Annotated in this window: 20 protein-coding genes and 1 pseudogene; 11 read left to right on the top strand and 10 right to left on the bottom strand. The window is 64.3% G+C overall.

The genetic code is table 11. The features are described 5' to 3' along the window. Positions 1-79: 79 nt before the first annotated feature. From AC50YM_RS09990 to AC50YM_RS09980, 3 genes are all read right to left on the bottom strand, one after another. Positions 80-1,057 carry a lipid kinase gene (locus tag AC50YM_RS09990; RefSeq protein ID WP_494956792.1) on the bottom strand — a complete coding sequence of 326 codons (978 nt, stop codon included), beginning with the start codon at positions 1,055-1,057 and terminating at the stop codon, positions 80-82. Positions 1,058-1,092: 35 nt separating this feature from the next. After that, positions 1,093-2,766 (bottom strand): thiamine pyrophosphate-binding protein, encoded by a 1,674-nt coding sequence (locus tag AC50YM_RS09985; protein WP_494956791.1) that lies wholly within the window; start codon positions 2,764-2,766, stop codon positions 1,093-1,095. A 119-nt stretch (positions 2,767-2,885) separates the two neighbouring features. Beyond that, positions 2,886-3,392, bottom strand: a complete 507-nt coding sequence (locus AC50YM_RS09980; RefSeq protein WP_494956790.1) for an Lrp/AsnC family transcriptional regulator — start codon at positions 3,390-3,392, stop codon at positions 2,886-2,888. A gap of 93 nt (positions 3,393-3,485) precedes the next feature. Here AC50YM_RS09980 and hisC point away from each other — a divergent pair, with 93 nt between their 5' ends. Together hisC and AC50YM_RS09970 are read left to right on the top strand one after the other, a co-directional pair. Next, positions 3,486-4,583: a histidinol-phosphate transaminase gene (hisC, locus tag AC50YM_RS09975; protein WP_494956789.1), complete on the top strand. Its 1,098-nt coding sequence runs from the start codon at positions 3,486-3,488 to the stop codon at positions 4,581-4,583. 47 nt (positions 4,584-4,630) lie between these two features. After that, entirely contained in the window at positions 4,631-6,040 is a 1,410-nt protein-coding gene (locus AC50YM_RS09970) for an amino acid permease (protein ID WP_494956788.1), read from the top strand. Between the two features lie 407 nt (positions 6,041-6,447). Here the strand turns inward: AC50YM_RS09970 and AC50YM_RS09965 are convergent, their stop codons facing one another. The 6 genes and pseudogenes from AC50YM_RS09965 to AC50YM_RS09940 form a co-directional block, all read right to left on the bottom strand. Beyond that, complete coding sequence (locus tag AC50YM_RS09965; protein ID WP_494956787.1) at positions 6,448-8,058, bottom strand: alpha-amylase family glycosyl hydrolase; 1,611 nt, start codon at positions 8,056-8,058, stop codon at positions 6,448-6,450. Next, entirely contained in the window at positions 8,055-8,909 is an 855-nt protein-coding gene (locus AC50YM_RS09960) for a carbohydrate ABC transporter permease (RefSeq protein ID WP_494956786.1), read from the bottom strand. Before AC50YM_RS09960 ends, AC50YM_RS09965 begins: the two co-directional genes overlap by 4 nt. Further along, on the bottom strand, positions 8,906-9,967 hold the full coding sequence (locus tag AC50YM_RS09955) for a carbohydrate ABC transporter permease (RefSeq protein WP_494956785.1): 1,062 nt from the start codon (positions 9,965-9,967) through the stop codon (positions 8,906-8,908). Before AC50YM_RS09955 ends, AC50YM_RS09960 begins: the two co-directional genes overlap by 4 nt. 178 nt (positions 9,968-10,145) lie before the next feature. Further along, positions 10,146-11,465 (bottom strand): annotated as a pseudogene (locus AC50YM_RS09950) (ABC transporter substrate-binding protein). A 114-nt stretch (positions 11,466-11,579) separates the two neighbouring features. Then, entirely contained in the window at positions 11,580-12,005 is a 426-nt protein-coding gene (locus AC50YM_RS09945; protein WP_494956784.1) for a substrate-binding domain-containing protein, read from the bottom strand. A 59-nt stretch (positions 12,006-12,064) separates the two neighbouring features. Continuing rightward, the gene (locus AC50YM_RS09940) at positions 12,065-12,424 is read right to left on the bottom strand and encodes a LacI family DNA-binding transcriptional regulator (protein WP_494956783.1); all 360 of its coding nucleotides are present in this window, start codon (positions 12,422-12,424) and stop codon (positions 12,065-12,067) included. Between the two features lie 379 nt (positions 12,425-12,803). Between AC50YM_RS09940 and AC50YM_RS09935 the strand changes: the two genes are divergently transcribed. Beyond that, positions 12,804-13,127 (top strand): hypothetical protein, encoded by a 324-nt coding sequence (locus AC50YM_RS09935; protein ID WP_494956782.1) that lies wholly within the window; start codon positions 12,804-12,806, stop codon positions 13,125-13,127. Here AC50YM_RS09935 and AC50YM_RS09930 read toward each other — a convergent pair. Next, positions 13,099-14,061, bottom strand: a complete 963-nt coding sequence (locus tag AC50YM_RS09930; protein ID WP_494956781.1) for an IS481 family transposase — start codon at positions 14,059-14,061, stop codon at positions 13,099-13,101. The two genes, AC50YM_RS09935 and AC50YM_RS09930, sit on opposite strands and share 29 nt — an antisense overlap. Before the next feature lie 228 nt (positions 14,062-14,289). On the opposite strand from AC50YM_RS09930, the gene AC50YM_RS09925 reads away from it, so the two are divergent. From AC50YM_RS09925 to AC50YM_RS09890, 8 genes are all read left to right on the top strand, one after another. Next, positions 14,290-14,748 carry a protein NO VEIN domain-containing protein gene (locus tag AC50YM_RS09925; RefSeq protein WP_494956780.1) on the top strand — a complete coding sequence of 153 codons (459 nt, stop codon included), beginning with the start codon at positions 14,290-14,292 and terminating at the stop codon, positions 14,746-14,748. A 177-nt stretch (positions 14,749-14,925) separates the two neighbouring features. Continuing rightward, the gene (locus tag AC50YM_RS09920) at positions 14,926-16,371 is read left to right on the top strand and encodes a DNA cytosine methyltransferase (RefSeq protein WP_494956779.1); all 1,446 of its coding nucleotides are present in this window, start codon (positions 14,926-14,928) and stop codon (positions 16,369-16,371) included. Between the two features lie 39 nt (positions 16,372-16,410). Then, the gene (locus tag AC50YM_RS09915) at positions 16,411-18,312 is read left to right on the top strand and encodes a GmrSD restriction endonuclease domain-containing protein (RefSeq protein WP_494956778.1); all 1,902 of its coding nucleotides are present in this window, start codon (positions 16,411-16,413) and stop codon (positions 18,310-18,312) included. A gap of 7 nt (positions 18,313-18,319) precedes the next feature. After that, a complete protein-coding gene (locus tag AC50YM_RS09910; protein WP_494956777.1) occupies positions 18,320-21,127 on the top strand; it encodes a Z1 domain-containing protein in 2,808 nt (935 codons plus the stop codon). A 13-nt stretch (positions 21,128-21,140) separates the two neighbouring features. Continuing rightward, on the top strand, positions 21,141-22,202 hold the full coding sequence (locus AC50YM_RS09905; RefSeq protein ID WP_494956776.1) for a PD-(D/E)XK motif protein: 1,062 nt from the start codon (positions 21,141-21,143) through the stop codon (positions 22,200-22,202). 288 nt (positions 22,203-22,490) lie between these two features. Further along, positions 22,491-24,338 (top strand): DUF262 domain-containing protein, encoded by a 1,848-nt coding sequence (locus tag AC50YM_RS09900; protein WP_494956775.1) that lies wholly within the window; start codon positions 22,491-22,493, stop codon positions 24,336-24,338. A gap of 30 nt (positions 24,339-24,368) precedes the next feature. Then, the gene (locus AC50YM_RS09895) at positions 24,369-25,601 is read left to right on the top strand and encodes a DUF3320 domain-containing protein (protein ID WP_494956774.1); all 1,233 of its coding nucleotides are present in this window, start codon (positions 24,369-24,371) and stop codon (positions 25,599-25,601) included. 416 nt (positions 25,602-26,017) lie between these two features. Further along, positions 26,018-26,488 (top strand): hypothetical protein, encoded by a 471-nt coding sequence (locus AC50YM_RS09890; RefSeq protein ID WP_494956773.1) that lies wholly within the window; start codon positions 26,018-26,020, stop codon positions 26,486-26,488. The last annotated feature ends 273 nt before the right edge of the window (positions 26,489-26,761 follow it).

Here is a 26,761-nt window from a genome sequence, read left to right as displayed (position 1 = left end):
GGGATTGGCGGACTCCACCGGCGGCCGGGCGAACCAGCCCATGGCGTAGCGCTGGGATTCGCTCGCCTGTACTCGTGGCTCAGGGAGCAGGGGGTGGTGAGCTTTTCGCCGGCCAGTTCGCAGCGCCCGGTCCGTCGAACAATGCGCTAGTGCTGCTCTGGGGCACCACGACGTGGACGGCGTTGCGCTGGACGGTGAAGTCGGCGGGCGTGGTGGTCGCGATCTCGCCGTCGAGGTTCACCGGCAGCGGCTGGTCGGTGACCAGTCGGACACGTCTGGTGGTCAGGTGGTAGACCCGGTCGTGTTCGATGAAGCTTCCGTCCTTGAGCAACCGTGCGATACTCACATGCTCCCGGAGCGGGCCGGCCAGAATTGCGTAGATGTCAAGGATGTGGTCATCGATCCCTGCGGTGGGGGAGACCGTGTTGCCGCCGCCGTAATGTCGGCCGTTGCCGACCGCCACCTGAAGCAGATCCTCGAGCACCAGCGGCTGGTGGTCGCCCTCCGGGAACTCGAGGCGGGCCCGAAACGGCTTGTGTCGGGCATAAGCCCGAAGCGTGGCGATGCTGTAGGCCAATGGCCCGATGTACCGCTTCAAGCGGGGGCTGAGCGCTTCGGTAACCGCCACCGAGAGGCCCACGGATGCGACGTTGAGGAACGGCTCACCGTTGGCCCGGCCGAGGTCGATGTCCACCACCTTGCCTTCGGCGACGGTGGCGCACGCCTCGGCCAGATTGTTCGGTATCTCCAGCGTGCGGGCGAAGTCGTTGGCGGTGCCCAGTGGAAGAACGCCGAGCATAACGTTGCTGCCGGCAATCCGGCCGGCGGCGTAGGAGACAGTCCCGTCGCCGCCGCCGACAACCATTAGGTCGTGCCCGTTCGCAAGCACCCGATCAAGCGTCCCGGCCAGGTCTGCCCCGGACAGCACGCGGTGCACGGCGGAGATTGGTACGCCTGCCTTTCGCATCGCGTCCACGGCAAGTTCGTGGGCCGCCCCTCGGCGTGATCCGGCGTTGATCACAACGGCGGCAGAGCGTGCGTCCCGGGCAGCCTTCATGCGGAACATGGTAGGCCGCGGACCTGTGAATTCCGTTAGCCGGCCACCGCCGCCTTCGCCGCCCGCGAGGCCTCCATCCATTCGCTCAGCCACGGGGCCCGGACGCTGGCGGTGATCCGGCAGTCGGCCACAAAGGTTCCCTTGGCGCCGGCATTGATCCAGTCCTGCAACGCGGAAAGGTCGGACAAGGAGCGGATGATCGCGGACTCGGCACCCAAAGCGCGGGCGACGCCGCTGAAGTCCACCTCAGGGATCAGCATGGGCTTTTCGGTCAGGCCCTGGGAGCCGTACTGGTGGATTTCGGCGCCGTAGGCGGCGTCGTTGTAGATCACCACGACGGCGCTGGTTGCCGCGCCGATGAGCGATTCGAGGTCGGACAGGCCCATCAGGAAACCGCCGTCGCCGGAGGCCAGCACCAGGGTGCGGCCGTCCTCCACGGCGCGGGCTGCCCCGACGGCGCTGGCGAGGCCCAGCCCGATGGTCTGGTACGCGGTCCCCACCATCACCAGGTCCTGGGGCCGCGGGATGTTCCAGTACATCGGTGCCCAGCCGAGGAAGTGCCCGCCGTCCTGGACCACCGTGCGCCGCGCCGGCAGCACGGCGTCCAACGCGGTGGCCAGGGAACGCGGGTCCAGCCGGCCGTCCGCGGTCTCCTCGGAGCCCGGGTGGTGGGCCGGTCCTTCGGCCAGCCGTTTCCGGGCTTCCGCGCGCCACGCTCCGCCACGGCCGGCGTCCGGCGAGGCCGCGCCCTCCAGCATCCGCAGGAGGTGTCCGGCCGCAGACTTCGCGTCCGCGCTGACGAACGTATCCACCCGCGGGTGCGTCGGCTGCAGGGCGGTGTCGATCTGGACGACGGTGCTGTCCGGGCCGAGCAGATGCCCGAACCGCATGGTGAAGGCGCTCAGGCTTGCCCCGGCCACGAGGACCACATCGGCCTCACCCATGAGCCCGGCTGCGGTGTCCGTGCCGAAGCCGCCCGCCACGCCGAGGTATCCCTCGCCTTCGAGGAGGTTGAGCGCCAGGGCGGTTCCGGCGGTCACGGCGCCGAGGCGGTCGGCGAGCTCCCGCAGCTCCGGGCCGGCTCCGGCAAGGTGCGCGCCGCGGCCAGCGAGGATCAGGGGCCGCTTCGCCCCGGCGAGCAGGCGGGCTACCTGCCCAAGGCCGGCGTCGACGTCGTCCGTCACCATTCGTGCCGGTGCCGCCGGAAGTTCCTCGTCCGCAGCCTCGAGGGCCGCGAGGTCGTAGGGGATGGCAATCACGACGGCGGTGCGCTTGGTGAGTGCGTACTCCACCGCCTGCCGGGTGATGGAACCCGCGGCGTCGCGGGTGACGGTGAACGTGGCGGCGCCGAGGCCTGCGGCGATGGCCGCCTGGTCCACGTCCCAGGGCCGGGCGCCGGTGGTGGGGGCGTCCCCGGTGACCAGCACGACGGGGATCTGCGCCTGGACCGCCTCGGCGAGGGCGGTCAGTGCATTGGTGTAGCCGGGGCCATAGGTGGTGGTGCCCGCGGCGAGACGTCCCGACGTCCTGTAGTAGGCGTCGGCCGCGGCGATGGCGGCGCCTTCATGGCGGACGGCGGAGAAGCGGAGGCCCAGCTTTTCCGCGGCGTCCAGGAAGTAGACGTTTCCGTTGCCCATGACGCCGAAGACATCGCTGAGATGGCTGCTGAGAATCTGCGCCACGCGGCCGGACACGGTGAGAGTAGTCATGCAGAAATCTTGTGCGCTGGTTCTCAGATAGGCAAGGGAGTCATGTTTGGCTAGAAGATTTGGCAGTCACAAGAGGCCTGATTGAAAATATGACCAATTGTGGCCTGCGTCACCCGCACTTAGCCTGCGGTGTGGGGCCCCTGCTGCTCGGAGAGCCGGCTCAGCAGGCCGTCGTAGCGGGGCGGCATGAGTTCCAGCACGGAGATGGCCGTGCTGGTCCGTTGAATCCCCTCGATTTCCAGGATCTGGTTGGTGATGCGATAAAGATCCGCCGTGCCGCGTGCCACCACCTTGGCCATGAGGTCCGCGTCTCCGGTGGTGGCGTGCACCTCGATGACCTCCGGGATCGCGGCGAGCCCGTCCTCCACCGCACCTGTCCGGGTCTGGCTGATGGACAGGGAGAGGAAGGCCATCAGGCCATAGCCGAGTGCGGCGGGATCCAGCCGCCGGCTGAAGGAGCGGAGGGCCCCGCTGCGCTCGAGCCGTGCCAGCCGGGCGTGGACCGTGTTCCGCGCGACGCCGAGTGTCCGGGAGAGTGCCAGGGCGCTGGCCTCCGGATCCTTGTCCAGGGCCAGGATGATCCTGCCGTCGAGTGAATCCAGGGTGCGGGGGTGCGGGGTGGTCACATTTTCACCAGAGACAGTAGAAGTTGAGCAGAAGTCCCAATGGGTTGAGCGTACCTTGCATTGTGGGCGGAGTCACACCCATGATCAGTCCTCATGACCCGTGATCAGCTCCTCACCGCACCGGACGCAACACTCCCCGCCCTGCGTGGCGCTGTGTCCGGCCTCCCGCCCTACGTCCCGGGCCGGCGCAGCGCCGGCCTGGACATTGCCGCCCTTGCCAGCAACGAAAGCCACTACGAGCCGCTGCCCGCTGCCGCCGCCGCGGTGGCCGCAGCGGCCGGTACCATGAACCGCTACCCCGACAGTTCCGCCGTCGAACTCCGTGAACGGATCGCCAGCCACTTCGGCGTCACCGCCGGAGAGGTCGCGGTGGGACCCGGCAGCGTGGGCGTCCTCCAGCAGATCATCACCGGCCTGTGCGATGCCGGGGATGAAGTGATCTTCGCCTGGCGCTCCTTCGAGGCGTACCCCCTCCTGGTGGAGCTGGCCGGCGCCCGGCCGGTCCGCGTTCCGCTGGACACCTTTGAAGGCCACGACCTCGATGCCATGGCCGCAGCCGTCACCGCCCGCACGAAGGTGATCCTGCTCTGCACCCCCAACAACCCGACCGGCGTGCCAATCAGCCACGAGCGCATCGAGGCTTTCCTGCGCTCTGTCCGTTCCGACATCCTCGTGGTGATCGACGAGGCCTACGTGGAGTACGCCGAAGCGGGCAGCGGCCCCGATTCCCTGGCGCTTTACCGCCGGTACCCCAACGTCTGTATCCTGCGCACCTTCTCCAAGGCCTACGGCCTCGCCGGCCTGCGCGTGGGCTACGCCGTGGCGGCGCCGGCCATCGCTGAGGGGCTGCGCCGGACCGCCCTTCCCTTCGCCGTGAGCGCGCTGGCCCAGAAGGCCGCCGTCGCGTCGCTGGACGCCGGCGCGGAGATGGAAACCCGGGTGGCCGCAGTCAAGCAGGAGCGCGCCCGGATGGCCGCGCAGCTCGAAGCCCAGGGCTGGAAGCTGCCGCCGAGCCAGGGAAACTTCCTGTGGATCCGTGCGGATGAGAGCCGCCAGGCAAGGCTCGTGGATGCGTTTGACCGCGCGGGCATCATGGTCCGGGCCTACCCGGGTGACGGGGTGCGGATCAGCGTTGCCGGCCCCGCCGCCAACAACCGCGTGCTCCGGGTTTTGGAAGCCCACGCAGCCTAGGAACTTTCTGACCCTTATCAATCCGTTCCACAACCAGAGGACTCTCCATGGAACAACAGACAAAGACGTCTGGCCGCCCGCTCGGCGCCACACTCAAACCCCGCCAGCTCACCATGATGGGCCTGGGAAGCGCCATCGGTGCGGGCCTCTTCATCGGCTCCGGGGCCGGCATCCAGGCCGCCGGCCCGGCCGTGCTGATCTCCTACCTCGTGGCCGGCACCCTCATCATCCTGGTGATGTGGGCCCTCGGCGAGATGGCCGCCGCCAACCCGGACAGCGGAGCCTTCTCCGTCTATACCGCCAAGGCCTACGGGCCGGTGGCCGGTGCCACGGTGGGCTGGCTCTGGTGGCTGCAGCTCGTGGTGGTCATCGCCGCCGAAGCGCTCGGCGCGGCAGGCCTGCTGGCCACCATCTTCCCGGCCCTGCCGGTGTGGCTGATGGCCTTCGTGTTCATCGTGCTGCTCACCGCCGTGAACCTCACCAGTGTGAAGAACTTCGGCGAGTTCGAGTTCTGGTTCGCCCTGCTCAAGGTGGCAGCAATCCTCGGGTTCCTGCTGGTGGGCGCAGCCCTGCTCTTCGGCTGGCTTCCGGGCGTGCAGTCGCCGGGCCTGTCCAACTTCACCGGTGCCGGATTCGCACCCAGCGGTTTCGCCGGGATTGCCACGGCACTGTTCGTGGTGGCCTTCGCGTTCGGCGGCACCGAGATTGTCTCCGTGGCGGCAGCTGAGACCGCCGAGCCGGCCCGCAGCGTGAAGAAAGCGGTCCGTACGGTGCTGTGGCGCATCCTGGTGTTCTACATCGGTTCCATCTTCATTATTGCGGCCGTGGTTCCCGTGGGTTCGGCGGGGCTGAAGAGCCCGTTCGCGGCGGTACTGGACGCCGCCGGCATGCCCGGCGCAGCCACCGCCATCACCCTGGTGGCCGTGGTGGCACTGCTCTCCGCGCTCAACGCCAACCTTTACGGCGCCTCCCGGATGGCGTTCTCCCTCGCCGAGCGCGGCGACGCGCCGCGCCTGCTCGCATCGGTGTCCAAGGCGCGGGTCCCGGTTATCGCAGTCCTCGCCAGCGTCGCCTTCGGCGTTGTCACGGTCGGGCTGGAGCTGGCGTTCCCCGAGAAGGTCCTTCCCGTCCTGCTCAACATTGTGGGCTCGACCTGCCTGCTGGTGTGGACGTCCGCGCTCCTGGCCCAGCTCGCGCTGCGGCTCCGCGCCGACCGCGAGGGGACGGAGCTTCCCCTGCGGATGCCCGGCTTCCCGTGGCTGACGGGCTTTGGCCTGCTCATCCTCGCGGCGATCTTCACGGTGGGCTTCATCGGCGAGGACTCACGCCCCCAGCTGCTGAGCACCTTCTCGCTTGTGGCGCTGCTGGCGGTGGCGAACTGGCTGCACCAGCGGAGGAAGGTTGGGGTTTCTGTTGACGCTTCAGAGGGTCACAAGCAGCCGGCGCTCGTCGACTAGTTCACTCGCCTGAACCGACTCGCGGCTTCGGGGCACTGAAGGGCGCGTCCGGTCTTGCCGGGCGCGTCCTTGCAGTCTCTGCCCCGCTGGCCATCATGGCGACCAGCTCGGCAGTTGCACGAGTCAGTCCGACCTGGGCGCCAGCCCATGCTCCACCGCACCCGAGACGAGCCCTTCATTTGAAGGACGCCACGCCAAAAAGCTGATGAGCCGGTTTTCTAAGCCGCGACGTCGGCCATGGCCAGCGGACCCGTGCCGGCACGGCGGCCAGCGGGCCATCCGCCGAGGAGCCGATGGTCCGCCCACTTCCCGTTGTGATATCATTTATGGGCGTTCTGAGCGCTGAGAGCAGCTACAAGTGATAGCGCAACGGGGTTCGTGGACTGGACTTCGTGTGGCTGGTCAGCTCAGTCCCGCAGTACCCACGCGGCGTTGTTCGGCTGGAGCCAGCCGTCCTCCACCAACGGGACAGCGCTGAGCACGACGGATCCGGCCGGCAGCTGCACCGGTCCGGTGCCCATGGCGACGGCGACGAAGAAGTCGGCGCTGCGTTCGCAGACCAGCAGGTTGCCGGGCTCAACGCGCCAGGTGCCGCCGTCGTTCGGGCCGAAGACGTCGGTCGTCCACAGCTTCCGGCGCAGCTCCAGCGCTCGAGTGACCAGCGCCAGCTGGGACTCCGGGTCCTGCTGCTGGAGCTCGATCGCGTGGGTGCCCCAGTCCGCGGGCTGCGGAAGCCAGGGTTCCGCAGCCGGCTCCGTCAGGGAGAAGCCGTGGTTCAGCGCCGCGTCCGCGGTCCACGGCAGCGGCACCCGGGCGCCGTCGCGGCAGACGCCGCCGCGGGCCCACATCGGGTCCACCCGGGCCGCGAGCGGGACGTCGACCTCGGGCAGCCCGAGCTCCTGCCCTTGGTACAAATAAGCCGGGCCGGGCAACCCCAGCAGCGCCACCAGCGCGGCCCGGGCGCGCAGGACGCCGATCTCGCCGCCGCCGAAGCGGGTCACGGACCGGACGATGTCGTGGTTCTCCAGCGCCCACGTCGGGGTCGCGCCGTGCAGCCGGCGGGCGGCTTCGAGCTCGTTCCCGGCCGCGGCCCAGGCCACCGGATCCCAGCCGAGCTTCACGAACGCGAAGGCGAAGGCCTGCTGCATTTCATCGGCGCGGGTGTAGCGTGCGGCGCGGGCCGGTTCCAGGTTGACCTCGCCCACGAGCAGCCTGTGCGGCGCGTACTTCTCGGCCAGGGTGCGCCAGCGGCGGTACACCTCGTGGACTTCCTCCTGGTCCGAGACCTGCGGGTTGGACTGCAGCCCGTCCACCACCCCGCCGGTGGAGGGTGAGTCCGGCAGGCCCTCGGCCTTGAACAGCGCATGGGCGACGTCGATCCGGAGCCCGTCCACGCCCTTGTCGAACCAGAAGCGCAGCACGCCGTCGTAGTAGTCGCCGACGGCGGGGTTCCGCCAGTTCCAGTCCGGCTGCCCGGCCGAGAACAGGTGCAGGTACCAGTCCGTGTCGGTCGCCGAGCCGGGGGTGGCGCGTCTCCAGGCGCGGCCGCCGAAGACGCTCTGCCAGTTGTTCGGCGGCGTTTTGGCATCGAGGCCTTCGACAAAGTGGAACATGTCCCGTTCCGGCGACCCCGGGGCGGCCGCGAGGGCCGCTTGGAACAGCGGGTGCTCCGAGGAGCAGTGGTTGGGGACGACGTCGAGCAGGATGCGCAAGCCCAGCGAGTGTGCCAGTTCCAGCAACGTATCGAACTGCTCCATGGTGCCGAACAGCGGGTCCACGCCGCAGTAGTCAGACACGTCGTAGCCCTGGTCCAGCTGCGGGGAGGGCTGGAACGGGGTCATCCAGATGCCGTCGACGCCGAGGGAGGCGATGTACGGCAGCCGGGCAATCAGCCCGGCGAGGTCGCCCACGCCGTCGCCGTCGCCGTCGGCGAAGGAGCGCGGATAGACCTGGTAGATCACGGCGGACTGCCACCACTCATTGGCAGGCTCCGGAGCCGTCGATTCAAGAGGGCTCATTTGCTGGCGCCGGCGGTGAGGCCTTCGACGATCCGGCGCTGGAAGATCAGCACCTTGATCACGAGCGGGACGGTTACGATCACACCGGCAGCCATCTGCTCGCCAAAGGGCGCCTGGAATTCGGTGGCGCCGGTGAACTTAGAGATCGCCACAGTGGCGGTCTGGATCTTCGGATCGTTGATCATCGACAGCGCGATGATGAACTCATTCCAGCTGTGGATGAACGTCAGGATCGCGGTGGTGAAGACACCCGGCGCTGCGAGCGGCAGCAGCACCCGGCGGAACGCCTGCCACTTGGTGCAGCCGTCGATCATCGCGGCCTCTTCGAGGTCGAACGGCAGCGCCTTCATGAAGGTGGTGAGGTTCCAGACCGCCAGCGGAATCGCGAAGGACAGGTTCGGCACGATCATCGCCTGATAGGTGTTGATCCAGCCGATGTCCGTGAAGAGGTGCAGCAGAGGCACTACAACGGAGATGCCGGGGAACATCGAGGTAGCGATGATGACGCCGAGGATCAGGGACTTGAAGCGGAAGTTCAGCCGGGAGATGGCGTAGGCGGCGAACACGCCCAGGACCAGCGCGAACGTGGTGGTGGTGCCGGCAACGATCAGCGAGTTGAGCAGCGCCTGGCCGAACATCGTGGAGCCGTCGAACACCTTGGCGTAGTTTTCCAGCGAGAACGGGGCCAGGCAGTAGGCGAAGATCAGGGCCAGCCCGGCGTAGACGCTGTAGGAACGCCAGGTGCGCTTGGCTTTGGGCCGGTTCGACGGCGGGGCGTCGGCGGTGCCGTTCGAGGAGACGGCGGCGGCGCCGGAGTCGGCCGCGGCGTTGCGGAGGTCGGAGATAGTCATCGGGTGGCCTCGGCCTTCTTCTGGTCAGCGGTCGCCTGTGTCTGGTTTGCCGCGATGCGGTTCTTCCGGGCGGGCTTCTTCGACAGCAGCTTCAGTTCCTTGGCGCCGGTGACGTCGGCGCCGAGCACCTTCACGAACACGATCGCGACGACGGCGACGTACAGGAAGAGCATGACGGCGAACGCGGAGGCGGCGCCGTAGCGCAGCTGGTTGGACTCGTCCCAGGCCAGCATCGAGAGGGTTTCCACGGATTCCTTGCCGGGGCCGATCAGCACGAAGGGCAGGTCGAACATGCGCAGCGCGTCGAGCATGCGGAACAGCACGGCCACCAGCAGGGTGGGCTTGACCAGCGGGAGGGTGATGGAGCCGAGCTGGCGCCACCAGCCGGCGCCGTCGATCCGGGCGGCCTCGTACACTTCGCCGGGGATGACCTGCATGCCGGCGAGGACCAGCAGGCCGATGACCGGGGCGGTCTTCCAGACCTCGGCGATGATGACGGCGAGCTTGGAGGCGTTGCCCTCGGCGGTCCAGAGGATTTCGCTGCCGAGCAGGGTGTTGGCGATGCCGTCGGACTGGAAGATCCAGCGCCACAGCAGGCCGGACACGGCGGTGGGCACGGCCCATGGCACCAGAATGCTGGCGCGCAGGAAGGACCGGCCGCGGAACGCGCGGTTCATGGCCAGGGCCAGGCAGAGGCCCAGGACGGTCTCGAAGAAGACCGTGGTGACGGTGAAGAAGGTGGTGTTGGCGAACGCGTTCAGGAAGCGCCGGCCGGATTCGCCGACGAACAGGTCGGCGTAGTTGGCCAGGCCCACGAAGGATTCCACGTCGGAGACGAAGCCGTCCGCGTCCAGGCCGGATTCGGCGCGGAAGAGGGACTGGTGCACCGCGGAGAGCAGCGGGTACACGATCACCAGGGCCAGCACAAAGATGGTGGGGGAGAGCAGCATCGCGGCCATGCGGCCTTCGCCGGGGGAGCGTTTGCCGCATCTGCGCAGGCTGCCTGCTTGGGGCGTGCTGGTCTGCGCGCCGGCGGGCGGGGCGGTCGTCGTCGTCATGCTGGGTACCTAACTGGAGTTGCAGCGTGTCTTGCCCCCCCGGAGGAACCCGCCCGCCAAACAGGGGGTTTTATTTTTTGTAATGGGGTGTACCGATCTGGGTTGGAGGTGTATCTGCCCGGCGGAAACACCCCCCCCCCCCAGGCGGGTGGTCTGAACTGCTGGGGAATTCCTGGAACTACTTGGACAGCTCGGTGAGCTTGGTCTGCATGTCGTTCAGGGCCGTGTCCGTGTCCTTCTTGCCGGTGATGGCCGCGTAGGCCTCTTCCTGGATCGCCTTGGTGATGGCGCCGTACTGGACCACCTTGGGGCGGGGCTGGGCGTTGTTCAGCGACTTCAGCAGGGTGGGGAAGAACGGGCGCTTGGCGACGACGGCGGGGTCCTCGAAGAGGGCGCCGTAGACCGGGGCGCGGGAGGACAGGGCGAGGCGCTTCTGCGCCTGCTCCTGGCTGGTGAAGAACTTGACGAATTCCAGCGCGCTGGCCTTGTTCGGGGTGAACGGGGAGATCGCCAGGCTGCGGCCGCCCAGGGTGGAGACGCCGGGGCCGTCGGTGCCCGGGATGGAGGTGATGTCGAACTTGCCGTTGACTTTGCTGGAGCCGTCGGTGGCGGTCAGGGACGCGTAGACGAAGGGCCAGTTGCGCAGGAAGACCACTTTGCTGTCCTGGAACGCGCGGCGGCCCTGCTCTTCAAGGTAGGTGATGGCGTCGGACGGGAACATGCCGTCCTTGAAGCCGTCCACCAGCAGGTTCAGGCCCTTCTTGGCCTCGGCGGTGTTGACCGTGGGCTTGCCGTCGGCGTCGACGATGTGGCCGCCGGCGGAAGCGACGGCTTCGGAGAAGTTGACCGTCAGGGCCTCGTTCTTGTCGAACTGGCCGGCTTAGCAGGACATGCCCGCGGCCTCCGGGAGGGCCAGGATCGCCTTGCAGGCGGTCTTCATTTCGTCCCAGGTCTTGGGCGCGGCGGCGATGCCGGCTGCATTGAGCAGGTCCGAGCGGAAGTAGAGCAGTGCGCCGTCGGTGTAGTACGGGGCGCCGACCAGGGAATCACGGTAGGTGGCGGCGTTGACCGTGGCGGGGATCATCTTGTCCGTGGGGACGGCGTCCGCGGGCAGCGGCATGATCCACTTGTTGGCCGCGAACTCGGAGGTCCAGACGACGTCCAGGTTCAGCACGCTGAAGGTGCCCGACTTGATCTGGGCGTTCTGGATGAGCTGCTGGCGCTGCTGGTCCGCGGAGTCCGGCAGTTCGATGAACGTGACCTTCTCCTCCGGGTGGGCGGCGTTCCACTCTTCGATGCTCTTGTTCGCCGCACCGGAGGCATCGCGGTTGGAGACGTAGTTGATGGGGCCCTTGCCCTCGAAGGACGCGGCGGTGGCCTTCGGGGTGCTCTTCGCTTCCGTGGCGGTACCGCCGCAGCCGGTGAGGGCGACGGCGGCGACGGTCAGGGATGCGGTGGTGGCGAGAAGAGTCTGCCAGGTGCGGCGGCGCTGCCTCATGTATTGCTCCTTGTTATGTGTGGTGGTGCGAGTGGTTTGGTGCATGCGGAACTGCGGCGGCTGCCTGGTTTGTGGCACGCGGGAGTGCCGGCCGCCGCCGGTGGTTTGTGGGGTTTAGCCGGTGGGTTCTGGGGTTCCGGGCGGGGCTAGTTGGTTGGGCGGCGCTGGACTGGGCGGCGCGGTGGAACCGCGCTCGATCAGCCGGTGCGGCATGATCTTCGGCCCCAGGCCGCGGGAGCGGAGCAGCTTTTTCACGGCCATCCGCCCCATTTCCTCGAGCGGCTGGGCCATGGTGCTCAACGGCGGGTTCACGTGCAGGGAGGTGGAGGTGCCATCGAAGCCCAGGACGGAGACGTCTTCCGGCACCCGGAGCCCGCGCCGCTGCAGTTCATTGACGACGGCGGCGCCCATCTCGTCGCTCATCGCGAAGATCGCGGTGAGGCCGGGTTCCTGCTGCAGCAGGTCGTCGACGCCGGGAGCCCCGCTTTCGTAGAAGAAGCTTCCGGTCGCGGTGACCGGGGTGCAGCCGGCTTCGGTCATGGCGCGGAGGTAGCCGCGCTGGCGCGGCTGGGCAACGTGGACCGACGCCGGGTCCCCGGTCAGGGGCCGATGCGGCGGTGTCCGAGCCGCAGCAGGTGACGGGTCGCGTCGTAGGCGGACTTGGCACCGGTGCGGCCGAGCATCACGGCGTAGCCGCGTTCCTGGGCCTCTTCCTCCACGCCCTGCATAACCTGGGAGGCCAGAGCGTCGGAGACCATGGGGGCGAGCAGCCCGATCACGGAGGTTTGCCGGGTCTTGAGACCGCGGGCGAGGTAGTCCGTTTCGTAGCTGAGACTTTTGACCGCAGTTTCGACGCGGACTCTGGTCTCGTCGGAGTAGCCGACGAGACCGTTAACAACCCGAGAAACGGTGGCCGGGGAGACGCCGGCGTGCTTGGCGACATCGCGGATGGTGACCAATGTTCCTCCTCCCCGAGGTTGTCTCTAGTGTCTTCTATCCGCGTTACGTAATCGGTCTCGGAAAACGGTTTACGTAAACGGTTTCGTTGGGTGCAGGTTCAACAGTAAGGGGTGGGTGGAGGATCGCGTTGCGTTTCGTAAACGAGGTCGCGCCAGCACGACGACGGGACCCTGGGCGGGTGCCACAGTTGCCGCTGAGGCGGGCTCGGAGTCTTGGTCCCCTCAGAATGCTGACGGCCGGGCCGCGAGGTTGTCAGATCGTTGTAAAGGAGGGTTGTAGCAGGCGGGTGATTGGAAAGTATTGGGGCTATGACCTAACCCTGAGACTGTCGCCTGGCGTAGTCACGGAATGGGGAGCACGATGCTATAGCCTGGCAGCATGATTATGGGGGAGACCGGAAAACCGTGGACTGACCACGAAGTTAGCGTCACAGTGTCTAAGTATTTCGATCTCCTTGTGATGGACGTGCAAGGGCAGAAATACGTCAAGGCCAATGTATATCGCGAACTTTCCGGACAATTCCGTTCGCGGAGCTTGAAATCAATATCATTCAAAATGAGTAACATCAGCGCAGTGCTGGTGGGTCTCGGCTACCCACACCTGCGTGGCCTGTCACCCTTGGCAAATTATCAACACAGTCTGGTAGAGGCCGTTCTTAGCGAGCTAGGTGTACTCAGCCAGCAGGTTGGTTACATCTGCTGATGGGTGGTCGTCCTCCGAGGGCGCTGTGGTTGCGGCGGTGGTTGTAGAAGTCTAGCCAGCCCGTGAGGGCCTGTGTGCGGTGGTCGCTGGAGTCATAGGCGTTCTTGTAGGCCCAGCCTTCCTGGAGGGTGCGGTTGAACCGTTCGGCCTTGCCGTTCTGCCACGGGCTGCGCGGTTTGGTGCGCCGGTGTTTGGCGCCGAGATTCGCGATGGCCTTGGCGAAGTCGGCGGACCGGATGTAGGCCAGGGCGTTGTCGGTCATGACTTCGCGAACGGGTGCCCCGTTCGCGGCCATGAACGCCGCGGCGTTGGTCAGGAACGCCGCGCAGGTCGGGCCTTTCTCATCGGGGAGGACCTCGACATAGGCCAGGCGGGGGTGGTCATCGACGGCGACGTGGACGTAGTCGTATCCGATGCCGCGGCCTCTGACGGCTTCGCTGCGGCCGTGGACCCGCCAGCCGCCGCCGTTCGCTATGCCGCCGAGTTTCTTGACGTCGATATGCAGCAGCTCTCCGGCGGTGTCGCGTTCGTAGCGGTGGTTGGTGGCGCGGCCGGCGCGGATGCGTTCGCCGCTGATCGGGTCCAGTTCCCACAACCGGGGCAGCCCGGCCCTGGCGATGATCCGCGAGACGGTGCGGGCCGGGACCTTGCAGCGTTCGGCCAGCTCGACCGGGCCTTCGCGGTGCTTCTTACGCGCCGCGAGCACGTCCTCCATTTTCGCCTGGGGGGTGGCATGCGGGCACGAATGTGGGCGTGAGGATCGGTCCTCCATCCCGGCCCAGCCGTGTTCGACATAGCGCTTGAGCCACCGGTGGGCGCATGCGCGGGAAACACCCATTTCCTTCGCCACATGGGCCACGGGACGGCCGTCCAGAACACGCTGGACAAGGATGCTTCTACCGGCAGGAGTCAGACGGGCATTACGGTGGACCATGAAGACCTCTTAGTCGTTAGGTGTGTGTGGTAACCACCAACCTAAGAGGTCTTCACCCTTTCAACATGTAACCAACGTCCTGGCCGAGTACAGCTAGGACGTAGAAAATACCTGGATCAAATATTGGAGTCTAGGCTCACAGATGATGCGCCGTTAGGGCCGATTGACATCACACGGGAGGCTGACGCGCCGCCCGAGGTGATTACGGACCTTCTGCATGGCCGGGGAATGGCACGGCCCTTTAGGCGAGACTATCTCCAACTGGAAGCAGCCAACCGAGCGCTAGGCTTGGCGGGCGAGTTAGTCGTGGCAAGGCGGGAGCAGTCCTTTCTTTATAGCATCGGCCGAACGAAACTTGCAGACCGCGTTGAGCACGTGGCGCAAACGAAAGGGGATGGCCTCGGCTATGACGTACTTTCTTTTGACCATTCAGGCCGCGAAAAGTGGATCGAGGTCAAGACCACCAAGTACGCCATTGACGTGCCCTTCTTCGTCACGCGAGGAGAAGTCCGGGTGTCGCGTGCCGCTCCAGAGCTGTACCACCTCTACAGGCTTTACCAATTCGGTTCGCCCAAGGGCCCTGGCCTATATCGGCTCCCCGGAGACCTGGCAAAATCGTGCAATCTGGACGCTGTGTCTTTTGAAGCTGCGCCAAAGCGCCTGCGCCGGATAGCGGACGCGCAATAATCCGAGCCGTGTTGCCAGCAGTGTTCGGCGCGGCATTCCCTTGATGTCGCACGTCCTCGCTAGAGTACAACGGGCGACTGCAAGCCTGGTCACTTCGTGGCCCGCGCCGAGCTGCTTCCGGACGAGACCTGCATAATCGGGCGGAGATGCTCCGACTTTGACTCGCAGGGGGCTCGGATGAGCTTCGGAGTGGAGCGGCATGCGTTGCGCAGACTCACACCTTGCAACTTCAAACTCGAAAGGGGATCGGTGGACCAGCCCGACGCCAGATTCCGATTTATCGACCTTTTCGCGGGGCTCGGTGGGTTCCACGTCGCACTCGGCGACCTCGGTGGCGAAGGCGTATTCGCGGCCGAATGGGAACCCACCCTGAACACGCTCTACGAGCACAACTTCGGCATCGCGCCGGGGTATGACGTGAACGAACTGGACTCCGACGAGATGATCGCCCAAACGGTGCCGGACCATGATGTCCTCGCGGCTGGGTTTCCCTGCCAGCCGTTTTCGAAGGCAGGTGAGCAACTCGGTTTCGAGCACACCTTGCAAGGCCGACTCTTCTTCAAGGTGTTTGACATCCTCCGTGTGAAGCGTCCCCGCCGCTTGATCCTGGAGAATGTCCCGAACATCCTCCGGCACCGTGGCGGACGGACTGCAGCAACGATCGTGGCAAAGCTCGAAGAACTGGGGTACGAGGTTCAGGTCCACCGTCTCTCTCCGCATCAGTTCGGCATTCCGCAGGTTAGGGAGCGGGCCTACTTCGTCGGATCGCTAGACGGCCTCGACGCTTTCGAATGGCCGACGGAGTTCGAAGGGACGACCAGCATCGCTTCGGTACTGCGCCCCGACGCTGAGCCTTCGCGCAATATCCACGAACAGACCTTGCGGGCAATCGAGATGTGGGGCGACTTCCTGCGCCGCTCACCCGCTGAGGTCAAGCTTCCCTCGTTCCCGATCTGGTCGATGGAGTTCAGGGCGACCTATCCGTACGAGACCACGACCCCGCCGAAATCGTGGGCCCGCAGTGGTCCACGCGAACTCGATGGCTTTAGTGGTTCTTTCGGTTTCCCGCTCGAGAGGCTTAGCACCCGAGAGCAGGGTGAACTCATCCCGAGTCACTCGCGCCGCGATGGCGATATGGAGTTTCCGGCATGGAAGCAGACATTCATCCGCCAGAACCGCGAGTTCTTTCTCACCAACCGAAAGTGGATCGAGCCATGGCTGGACAAGTGGCAGCCGTGGGAATTTCCGTCCAGTTTCCAGAAGTTCGAGTGGAACGCTCAGGGCGGAGTACGCGACATTGACGAGTACGTCTTACAAGTGCGCGCCTCCGGCATCCGGGTGAAACGGCCAACGACCGCGCCGAGCCTGATTGCGATGACGATCACGCAGGTTCCGATCCTCGGGGCAAGCATCTCTCCCACCGGTAAGCGTCGGTATATGACGCCGGGCGAGTGCGCGGAATTGCAGAGTCTGGGAGGCATCGACCTGCCGGAGAGCGACATCAAGGCCTACAAGGCCCTTGGCAACGCAGTGAATGCGAGCGTAGTCAGGGCCATTGCCGAGCCGTTGCTTGTAGATCTCAAGGCGGCCAAGATGAGCGCGGCGCCCCCGCAGGCAGCATAGGCCATCGACGTGGAGAACAGTGGAGAACAGGAGTCCCTAATGGAGACATACAGCATCGACGAGACCGAGGACGGCCTTCCTGAGGAAGACTCGCGTGAGCAACTGCATGACCGGATCGCCGAACTGCTCGCCGAACTGTCTGAGGCAACGGATACGCCCAAGGGTGTTCAACCCTGCGCCCAGTTCCCCGCGGGCGCCGTCAGCTTTGACTCAGATGAATGGATGTCTCATCTGGCGGACGTTCAGGGCTGGCTCCACTTCAGTGAAGACTTGTCGACCTCCGATCCAGCGGCATTCGCCGCAAGCCTGGCCGAAGCTCTCGGCTTTGAGACTCAGGCGGAGGGGATTGAGTCAGCATATGGCACGCCTACGTTGACGGAGACAGCGCTCGAACGGCTAAGCGAGCGAGCCGAACTCGCGGCTCGGCTCCAACAAGCCTTCCTGGCCGAATTTGAAGCCGAGGGTGGCAGTCAGGCGTCCGCGACCGCAAGTTGGACCGAGGCCTGGTCGGCCGAGGAGGATGCTACTGCCGAAGAGGTCTTCCCTGAGCCGGTGAAGGCGGAGGCCGACGTCTGGCCGATCTCGGATCTGGCTGGCACGGACTTGAACCTCAACCCCTCGTACCAGCGCGGCGACGTTTGGCGGACAGGTGACCGCCAGGCCCTCATCGAGTCGGTAATCCGAGGAATCCCGCTGCCGTCGGTCATCCTGCTCCGCACCGGGCCGGATACACCGCACGAAGTCGTTGATGGCAAGCAACGGCTAACCGCCCTCCTGCGCTTCGTCGGCAAACACCCTGTCGCACTGTCCAGGGTCGACGAGGCGGCTGGCATGCACCCTAAGGCTGACTTTCGCAAGCTGTTCGCCGAGGACTACCCCCTGTTCCGTCGAGCGTGGAAACAGTACATGGGCGAGCCTCTGTCCGCGAAGCTGGAGGACGACTACTACTTCCCATTTAAGCTCCGCAACGATGCCAAGGGCGGTCTCGTAGGTCCCGAACTGGAGCCCCTGCGCGGCATGTATTACACGCAGGTCAAAGGCCGCGTCGTCAACGTCGCAGGTCAGCAGGCGACGATCAGCAGTCTATTCGAGAAGAGGCCAAAGTACCGAGTTCCGGTGATCGTGTACGACGAGGAGACTACCCAGCGCCAAATTCACGAGGTGTTCAAGCTCTACAACAGGCAAGGCATGCACCTGAACGCTGAGGAGATCCGCAACGCGGTCTACCACGATGTCGAACTCACGCGTGCGATACTCGTCGCGGCCGGCGACGTAAGTGCGCGCAGCAGCATCGCTGAGGTCGCACCGTCCCTCGTCGGAGTCCCGGGCGTCGCCGAGCTTGGCAAAACCCTCCGCGACTACGGCTTCGGCGAGGCACGTTATCGCCGCACCAAAGTGCTCGGATGGATCGTTGCTGTGCTGGTGGGCGACTCACAGGGGAAGCTGCTGCCCTCAACGGCTCGATACACCGATTTGCTGCTCGCACAGGTCCAGGAAGACGAGTCGCACCCATTGCACGACATGGCCCGCATCGCCGACCTGTTCGGCTTGATCGCCCAGGCGGCGGACCTCCACGCGGCACACGATGAGCTCTGGCCAGACAAGTTCCGCGCGGACGGCAAAAGCGGCAAGTGGCAGGATCTCCAGTTGGTCGGCTCGCTGGTTGGCGTTGCGATTGCTTCTGCCGGAGCTCCCTCCGACATCGAAGATCGGATCGAGGCGTCGGCGGACGCGATCCGCTCGGCGGCGCTAGGCGAGTGGAAGCGCCCCACCAAGACCCAGACACGTACCCAGTGGGACTACATCGCCAGGATCGCCCAAGGCGTCGTCGAGAAGCTGGGCGTCGACATCCCCACGGCGTCGGACGCGATCAGGGCACGGTTCGGCTCATCTGGTGTCGAGTCGCTCCTCGGTTCAATCCTCCCGTTGAAGCCCGAGTAGTGGCGGCATGACGGGGGACGTGGCAGAGCGGGTGTACTTCGATGCACCGGCATCGACGGCGACAGACAAGTCCTGGTGGGATCGATACGCCGCCGAGTTGACGGCGCTGACACCGACCGCACGAGGAGCATTGCAGACCGATTGCGCGTACATCCTCGATCGCGGAATCTTCGGGTCGGGAGAACCAGGTGACGCCATGTGGCCGGTGAACCGGACACGTACTGGCCTGGTCATGGGCTCCGTGCAGTCCGGCAAAACCTCTTCGATGTTCGGTGTGACTGCGCTCGCCCTCGACCGCGGCGTCAATATCGTCGTCATCCTCGCCGGCACCCGATTGTCTCTGTGGCGACAGACATACGAACGCTTGGGCGAGCAGCTGGACGCCGGAGAAGATAGTGCAGCGAAGATTACCCGACGTCTCCTTTGCCCAGCGCCTGGCGTCGCGCTCTCCGGAGCGTCTGCTTCCCTTCAGGACACGTACCGGCTCTCCTCTGCGCAGGTCAGGCGCAAGCTTGGCCAAAGTCGACCGCTGATCGTCGTCGCAATGAAGCAGGCGAACCACCTCTACGCGCTCGGTAACACGCTGCGCGGGAGCGTCTTTGATGCAGTGCGGGAACTTGGGCGCCCTGTGCACATGATGGTGCTCGACGACGAAGCTGACGACGGATCGGTGCTCGATGCCGCGGTGGAGGCGGGACAAGATCCCCTATCCCCGAACCTCAAACAGATTCCCAGAGCCATCGCTGACCTTTGGGAGCCCCGGTCGGGCAGCGCCCCGGCTAACCTCTACACCACATACGTCGGTTACACCGCGACGCCGCAAGCGAACCTGCTCCAGGAGGATCACAACCCGCTAGCTCCACGGGACTTCGTGATCTCGCTGAGAACACCGCTTGATGTCGGGCACCCCGTTGATCCCGCTCGTAGCGACGCGCCAAGGTCATCTACCTACCCCGAGCCGACCGGCGTCGACCACTACTACACAGGAGGCGAGGTCTACTATGACCGCGGGGCGTCGGCGCAGCTTTGCGTAGAGCTCACCGGCCGTGACGAAGACGATCTCGGGCAGTCAGTCCGCGCGTTTCTCGTTGCCAGTGCCATTCGGCTTCACCGAGCCGTTGGAGCGACAGGGCCGTGTACCCTAGCGGGTGCTGACTTCGATACCCGGGGCGCGGCAATGTCCGCGTCGCCGGAACCGAACTCGATGCTCTTTCATCCGTCTGCGGACATCGGGCGGCACTTCACCGGCGCCGAGGACATACTGCTCTGGGCCGGTGTCGATGACCGCGCTACTGCACGCGAACTGCTGGAATCAGGCGACGCTCGCCTGCCTGCAAGTCTGATCTCGAAGATGCTCTGTGAACAGCCGCTTTGGGAGGCCTGGATCGACAGGTACCGTCATTCGTCCACAGAACTCGCCACCGAGTTCAACATCCTCAGCCCCCGCACGATCCCCGATTGGCCCGTAGTCCGGCGGATCCTCGAGACCGAGATCATCCCCGGGACGCGGGTCTCGGTCGTCAACAGTGATCCCAGCGCCGACGACCGCCCCGAGTATAAGCCGACCTTCGACGAGATCACCGGGAGATGGCGCTCGGCGCGCGACCTGTCCACCATCTTTGTCTCCGGCAACGTGATGGCGCGCGGACTGACCTTGGAGGGGATGACGACGGCGCTGTTCCAGCGAGCGTCGAACAGCCCGTTTGCGGACACCCAGATGCAGATGCAACGTTGGTTCGGCTACCGCGGCAAGCACATCGAGTTGTGCCGGGTGTTCGCCGCAAGCCAGCAAATCGACCTCTTCGGCGCGTACCACGACATCGACGAGGCCCTACGCGAGGGGATCGCCGCAAAAATGACTGGCGATGCCCCTTCTCCGGTCGTTCTGCACGGCATGGGATTCCTCGCCACGGGAAAGATCGCGAACCTCGGCCGCACGCCGCTTTGCCCTCGTTCGAGGCCGTTTGTGACTCTCATCAACGACGGCCACGCCCCCGACCCGAACGCCAAGCTTGTCGCCGATCTATTCGCGTCCGCGCCGTCATCGGACGTGACCGTCGGCCAGGCCACGAGGGGCCGTGCGCTCGATGCCTCTCTGTCGCTCACCGAGGCCGCTGATCTCCTTGACCAGTTCGCCTTCGACTCGTATCTCCCCGGCCGAGATAGCCGTCTCGGCGAGTTGTGGGCTCAGGTTCAGGCTCGAGTCTCGGCCACCCTTCGGTTGCCGAGCGGCACGCAGCTGTACAACGCACCGGGGCCACTGGAAGGCGAACCCTCACCGGTACGGCTCGACTGCCCGTACGCGATCCCGGCGTACCTGCGCCTCTGGGATGCGTGCCTCATCAGGCCCGTCCGGGGGCTCTTCGTTACAGGCGTTCCGTCTGGCCGTTGGTCGATGGCCGATCTTCGGAATAAGCAACGGCACCAGCCGAGGTTTTCAGTTGGCATCCGCTACGGGGCGGGGCCCCCGATCAGACGCGGCCCACTCGCGGAATTAGGCTTCAGCATTCCTGGGACGACGAAGCGTGTCGGGATCGACGGTGAACTTGAGACGACGTGGGGGGCAAACGACCCGAGTGCAGGCCCGCTCGACTACCGCGGTGACGCGTTCTTCGACTACTACCATCGAGGTGAGCGAGTACCTTTGTCGAGCGGGAGCGCGCCATGGCGCCCCGCCGGGTCGTACGGCCAAATTCTGTTCTACCTGAACCAGCTTCCTGACCAGCCGTACCCCGCAGTGGCTGTCGGGGTGTGCATACCGGCGGGTGGGCCTGAGCAGTTTGCGGCGACTCGCGCCGGATCGTTGGGCGCGTGAGATGGAGACATCCTTGACGACGACCTATGAGTCTGTGCTTCAGTTGATCGAAAGCGTGCCGAACGCGGCATCTGCCGATCACCGCAACGTGACGTGGTTGACCGACGTTCATGTGGTCGGTGTCGCACGCGACCACAACGGCCAAGTCGAGATGTTCCTCGCAGGAGCCGAGTTGAGCCCCGGTTCTAGCGCTGTCCGGGCCGCAATTGAGTTTCGCACCTGGCATCGGCAGGGCGCATCCCCCTTCGACGCCAGCAGGCTCCTACTCCCCTCGCTCGGCTACTTCGATCAGGTGGCGGCGTTCATCTGCACTGAGTTGCTGCGGGGCGGTGCTGACGTGTCCCTGAGCCAGGCGTTTGCTCAGACCGAGCCGATCATCGAACTGGCTATTGAGAGACTTCGCCTGTCCAACCAGGCCCTCCTCGGTCTAGCTGGCGAACTTCTCTTGCTTGACGCCCTATGCCGCAACGCCGCTGACGAGCAGGCGGCCCCGATCATCAGATCGTGGGACGGTTGGAAGAGGTCGTCGCGGGACTTCACTTGGGGCCCCACCGGTATCGAGGTGAAGACTACGACCCGGAGCGGTTCCTCGCATCCCGTCGAGGGGGTCCATCAAGTCGAGCGGAGCGATGGCTCCGATGGAGGTGCACCGGAGGACCGGCTGTTCTTGGTGAGCATCGGTTTGCAGCCTGCGGAGCCTGGGGGTAACGCCTTCACGATTCCGCAGCTGGTAGATCGAATCATCGCGCGGGCGGAGGGAGTCGGGGCTGGCGGATCAGTCGTCGACAAGTTCCTCGCACATGTCGCCGAATATGGCGCCAACTCTGGCGGCGGATACGACCACGGCACACAGGTGCCCGACCCCTCCTACACGACACCGTTCCTTACGACCTTCTTCCGTGCGTATGACATGTCTGACAGAGCTGTCGAGGTGCTGCGCCGGGACGACGTCGCGGCTCACCATCATGTTGATGTCAGTTCTATGAGATTCCGTGTGGAACTGCCGATAACTGCAAGTCTGGGCAACCCCGTTGTGGGCGCGAATCAGGTGGCACAGGTCATCCTCGGCACGTAGGAGGCCTCCCAAAGAGCGCTCAGAACCACAGAGTCCGAAGGCGTCCGGTTCGTCCCGCTAAGGATCTTTGCGCGAACGGCAATGCCCTGGTGGTGGTCTTGATGCACCGTCGACGCTTCGTGATAGCCCCTATCCCAAATCGGGAGAGCCCACGGTTTTCTTGGAAGACTCCTTGCCGCGGGTTTCCCAAGGTCTATCGGCCAAGGTGATAGCTTCGTTCTCGGGTCTAGCTCCAAGGGGAGCCAGTACCGCGACACTGGCCCGCGTCACGGTTGTTAAGGGGAAACGTTGAAAGCCGAAGCTGTCACGCCACGGGATTTGTTTGACTCGAAAGTACAGTACGAAATTCCTGCCTTCCAGAGGCCCTATGTTTGGACCGAGGAAGATCAGTGGTCGCCACTCTGGGCAGATGTCAAGCGGGTCGCGGAATCCTGCCTGGATGCCATGCCGGATCCTGAAGAACTGGAGAAGGTTAGCCCACACTTCCTGGGTGCAGTCGTCATTAAGGAAATGTCCAACGTTGCCGGGGACCTCGCTCGGTCTTCCGTCATTGACGGCCAGCAACGAATGACCACGCTCCAGCTGTTGCTCGACGCAGCGCAGGTCGTTATCAACGATTTGGGGAACGAGGACGATGCGGAGGCGCTCCAGGAGCTCGTCCTCAATGATTCACGTAGGTTTCGGGCAACGAGCCGGCGCTTCAAGCTGTGGCCGTCAAGGACAGACCGCGAGCCATTCTCGCTGGCCATGGATGACGCGGCGGATCCCAGCGAACAATCGAGCCATAGAATCCGACAGGCACACCGCTTCTTTCAACAGGAGATTCGCGAATGGTCCACAAACGCTGAGCGTCCTGAGTCCGCACCGACGCGACTGTCTGCGCTGACCTCGGTGTTGAGCGACAGGTTGTTCGTCGTCGCAATCAACTTGAGCCTCCTGGACGACGACCAGCTCATTTTTGAGACCCTGAATGATCGAGGAACTCCTCTACTGGCTGCCGACTTGGTGAAGAACTGGATGTTCCAGCAGGGCGAGCTCCTGCGCGCCGACGTCGACCTTTGGGCAGAGAAGTACTGGCTGGAATTCGACGAGGAGTGGTGGCGAGAACAGATCAGCCAGGGCCGGCTCCTGAGATCTAGAATCGACATTTTTCTTCAGTACTGGCTGACGATGCGGACCCAGGAAGAAGTGCCCACAGAGTTGGTCTTCAAGAGATTCCGTGAGCATGCCAAGTCGCGAATGCTCGAGGCTGAGGCCGCAACCGAGTTTGTCCAGGCTCTTCGACGGGACGCCGACACGTTTAGGTCCTTTGCTGAGATCGGTGACCAAACCGCGGAGGGTAAGTTCTATCGGAGGGTAATCGAAGCCCTCGAACTCGGTGCTACCACGCCTTTGCTCCTGTGGTTCGTCTCGGATAATCACAACGTTCCCCGGGATCAGGTTGAGACTGCTCTGGCTAGTCTTGAAAGCTGGGTGGTACGCCGCACACTTCTGCGCCGAACGACCAAAGACGTGAATAAGTTGATGGTCAGTTTGCTTAAGGAGCTGGACACAGCTGCTACCCACAGAGCTGGAGCTTCCGTCAGAGACTTCTTGGCGGGTCAGACTTCTGATTCGCGCGAATGGCCGACGGATCAGCAAGTGCTGGCCGAATTGCCTTCCGTGAAGCTGTATGGAAATGTCCGGCAGTCCCGCCTGCGAGTCATCCTCGCAGCTGTGGAGTTCGAGCTGCGTGATCGGCGCCTAGAGGATGTCAGCCTTCCGGCCAGGCTGGAAGTCGAACACATCATGCCGCAAGGCTGGCGTAGCCATTGGCGGGCCTCCCTGCGTCTCGAGCCCGGTGCTGATCAGGAACGCGACCAGCTCATCCACACACTTGGCAATCTCACGCTGACAACCCAGCGCCTCAACAGTGCGCTTTCCAACCGTCCATGGACCGATGATGAGGCACTATTGGTCGCTCCGGCTGGAATCGATGCCGGTAAGGGCAAACGTTCTATGCTGAACAAATTCAGCATCCTGGCTATCAATAAAACAATCGTCGATGAACATCCGGACGCGTGGTCAGAGGATGACATCCGTTCCCGGTCGGCGGAGATCTGCTCGCTGATTTGTCAAGTATGGCCCCGTGGGTGAACGTTGCCTTCGTCCTAGCCAAGTGCGCGGATGTCCATCACAACCGGTCAGACCAAGGTCGCTATCGAAAGGCTCCAACTAGTGTCGTCCAATGAAGCTGTCGTCCAATCAGCGTTGCAACTGCTGGCAACAAGCCTAGACCCCTACATCGAGAAAATGCTGTCCCCGCACCTGGGAACTGAGCTGCACTGGACGGACGTCCTGCACCAACTCGACAAGATCAAGGGGAAGTCGCCGAAGGTCTATAGCCACACTGATGTGCAACCGCAGCTACGTATCGTCACTGAGCGTTTGGGGGCTTTAGGCTACCCGTTCAGCGCGAATGATCCCCAGCGGCTGATGAGCATCTATGGTAACGAGCTCCGACTGATCCGGAATCGTTGGGCGCACGGGGATCGTTTCTCGGCGATGGAAGCAATGAGAGCGACTGACACAGTCTTCATAGTGTTGACACACATTGGGGATGCGGGAGCTGCCGCATCGGCAGCTGAACTCCGCGGCACGGTAATCAAAGAGCTCGTGTCGCAACCCGGCGCTGAAACACAGTCGGATGACGACGAAACCGTCGACATCGACTGGCCCTCGGCTGTCGAGAATCCGGAACCGACCGAGGCACCGGAGACGGAGCCGGGCGAACAGTCCGAAGCTTCATCTGAACGCTTTTCCGGTGTCCGGACCGCATTTGAACCTTGGGACATCGTGGTTACGGGCAACGTCGAGACTTTGGATAATCTGCCAAAGAAGACGGCCAAGGAATCTGTCCGCGCCACCATCGAGGAAATCGTGGATCTCGAGGGCCCGATCCATCGTGACAGGCTCACCAAGCTCGTCGGTTACACCTACGGTCTAGGGAAGGTCCACGAGTCTCGGGCGAAGAAGATTGTTTCGCAGATCAACGGTTCGGCTTGCGTGACGGACAAAGAGAAGTTTGTCTGGCCCGCAGATACAGATCCCGGCGAATGGAAAATCTACCGCACCAGTCAAATTGGCGATACCCGGATCTTCGTACAAATCAGCCCACTGGAGATTGGCAACGCCGCAACTGACATTCTGAAAGGGAGCGGTCCCATGTCGGCCAATGAACTCAGGCGCCTGGTGCTTCGGACCTTTGGGCGCCTCAAAGCCACCAAGGCACTTTCTGCACATTTCGAAAATGCACTCGCAACGGCCACGGGGCGAGGTCTTGTGTCGATCACTAATGGGACCGTGAGCCTTGTGGAGTCTGTTGGGGCGGACAAGCAGCTCGTGGACTCGCCCGCGTAGTCAACGACTGCCGGACTGGGGGAGACCTGTGCCTCTGCGGCCCAACGAAAGATCAGTGGCATTTGGAGGGAAACATGGGTTGGCGGATTGCCGGCGTAATCATTGCATTTTGGGCGTTCAACGTGGCTATGAATCAACCGATCTTCGCTATATTCATCGGGCTGTTGGCCGGCTGGCTCTTTGGCCGTGGACGGCAAAGCGAGACCGTTCCCACGGAGTCGGCGGCTTCCTCTTCCCACACATTGGCTCCGCCCCGCCTGGCAGCCACAGAGCCAAAAGAGCCACGAGCCGCCCCGCCGGCTGCTGAGTCGCGAGCTGGCGAGCGAACGTCGTCCGTCAATCCCCAGACACGCGAATCTGAGCGGGCTTTTGGCCGACCGCGTCCCCGGGGGCTTGAAGCGGAGGCGCCTGCACCTTTGAAGCCGGCAACCATCGTCCCTGAGTTTCCGCACGGCCGCCCGACCATTAGTACAAGAACTTCCAAGGTTCCCGGCGTCGAGCTGGAAGACCCCTATGCTGACAAGGAAAAGCGTTGGGCCCGGACGGAGCAGCTCGAACTACTTGATTTGTATGGTCAGCGTAAGAGCGTCTTCGTCATTGCACAGGCCCTGCACACTGATCAGAAGCAGGTGGCCATCAAGCTCGTCAGACTTCTGCTGGCACCGTCAGGGGATATCGAGAACGCCGATGAATGCCCCAGGCACGGAAAGCAGTACACCAAAGAAGAATTGCGAGTCATGGAGGATCTGCAGCGCAAAGGTATGCGACTGCGCACCATCGCCAATGAAGTACAAAGGACCCAGCTGGGCGTTGGGTGGCGGCTCCTAGACATGCATTTGCCGCACGTTCCGGCCGGCTTGCGTGGGGGGCTGCGATCCGATGCCTAGGACTGACGGAAATTCTGCGTACGAGGTTCTTCACACCCAGCGTTCAGCGAGAAGTCCCGCAGTGGAAAATTCGTCTACGTTCTGATGTTCAATGTGGGCCAGGACAGCTTTCACTTCGCGAAGGGCCTCTGCGCCGAAGTGAAAAGCCCAAGAACTGGGCAGACCTTCATCCTCCCCTCCGGCCGCCAAGAGCGGATCCCCCTCCAGTACAGCGCGGGCTGAAAAAGTCCCCCTGGCACTCGCCCCCGACTTGTCAACATCGGCGCGATCAAT

It is taken from the genome of Pseudarthrobacter sp. RHLT1-30-1 (assembly GCF_059383415.1).
This window is presented reverse-complemented; position numbering and strand designations above follow the sequence as displayed.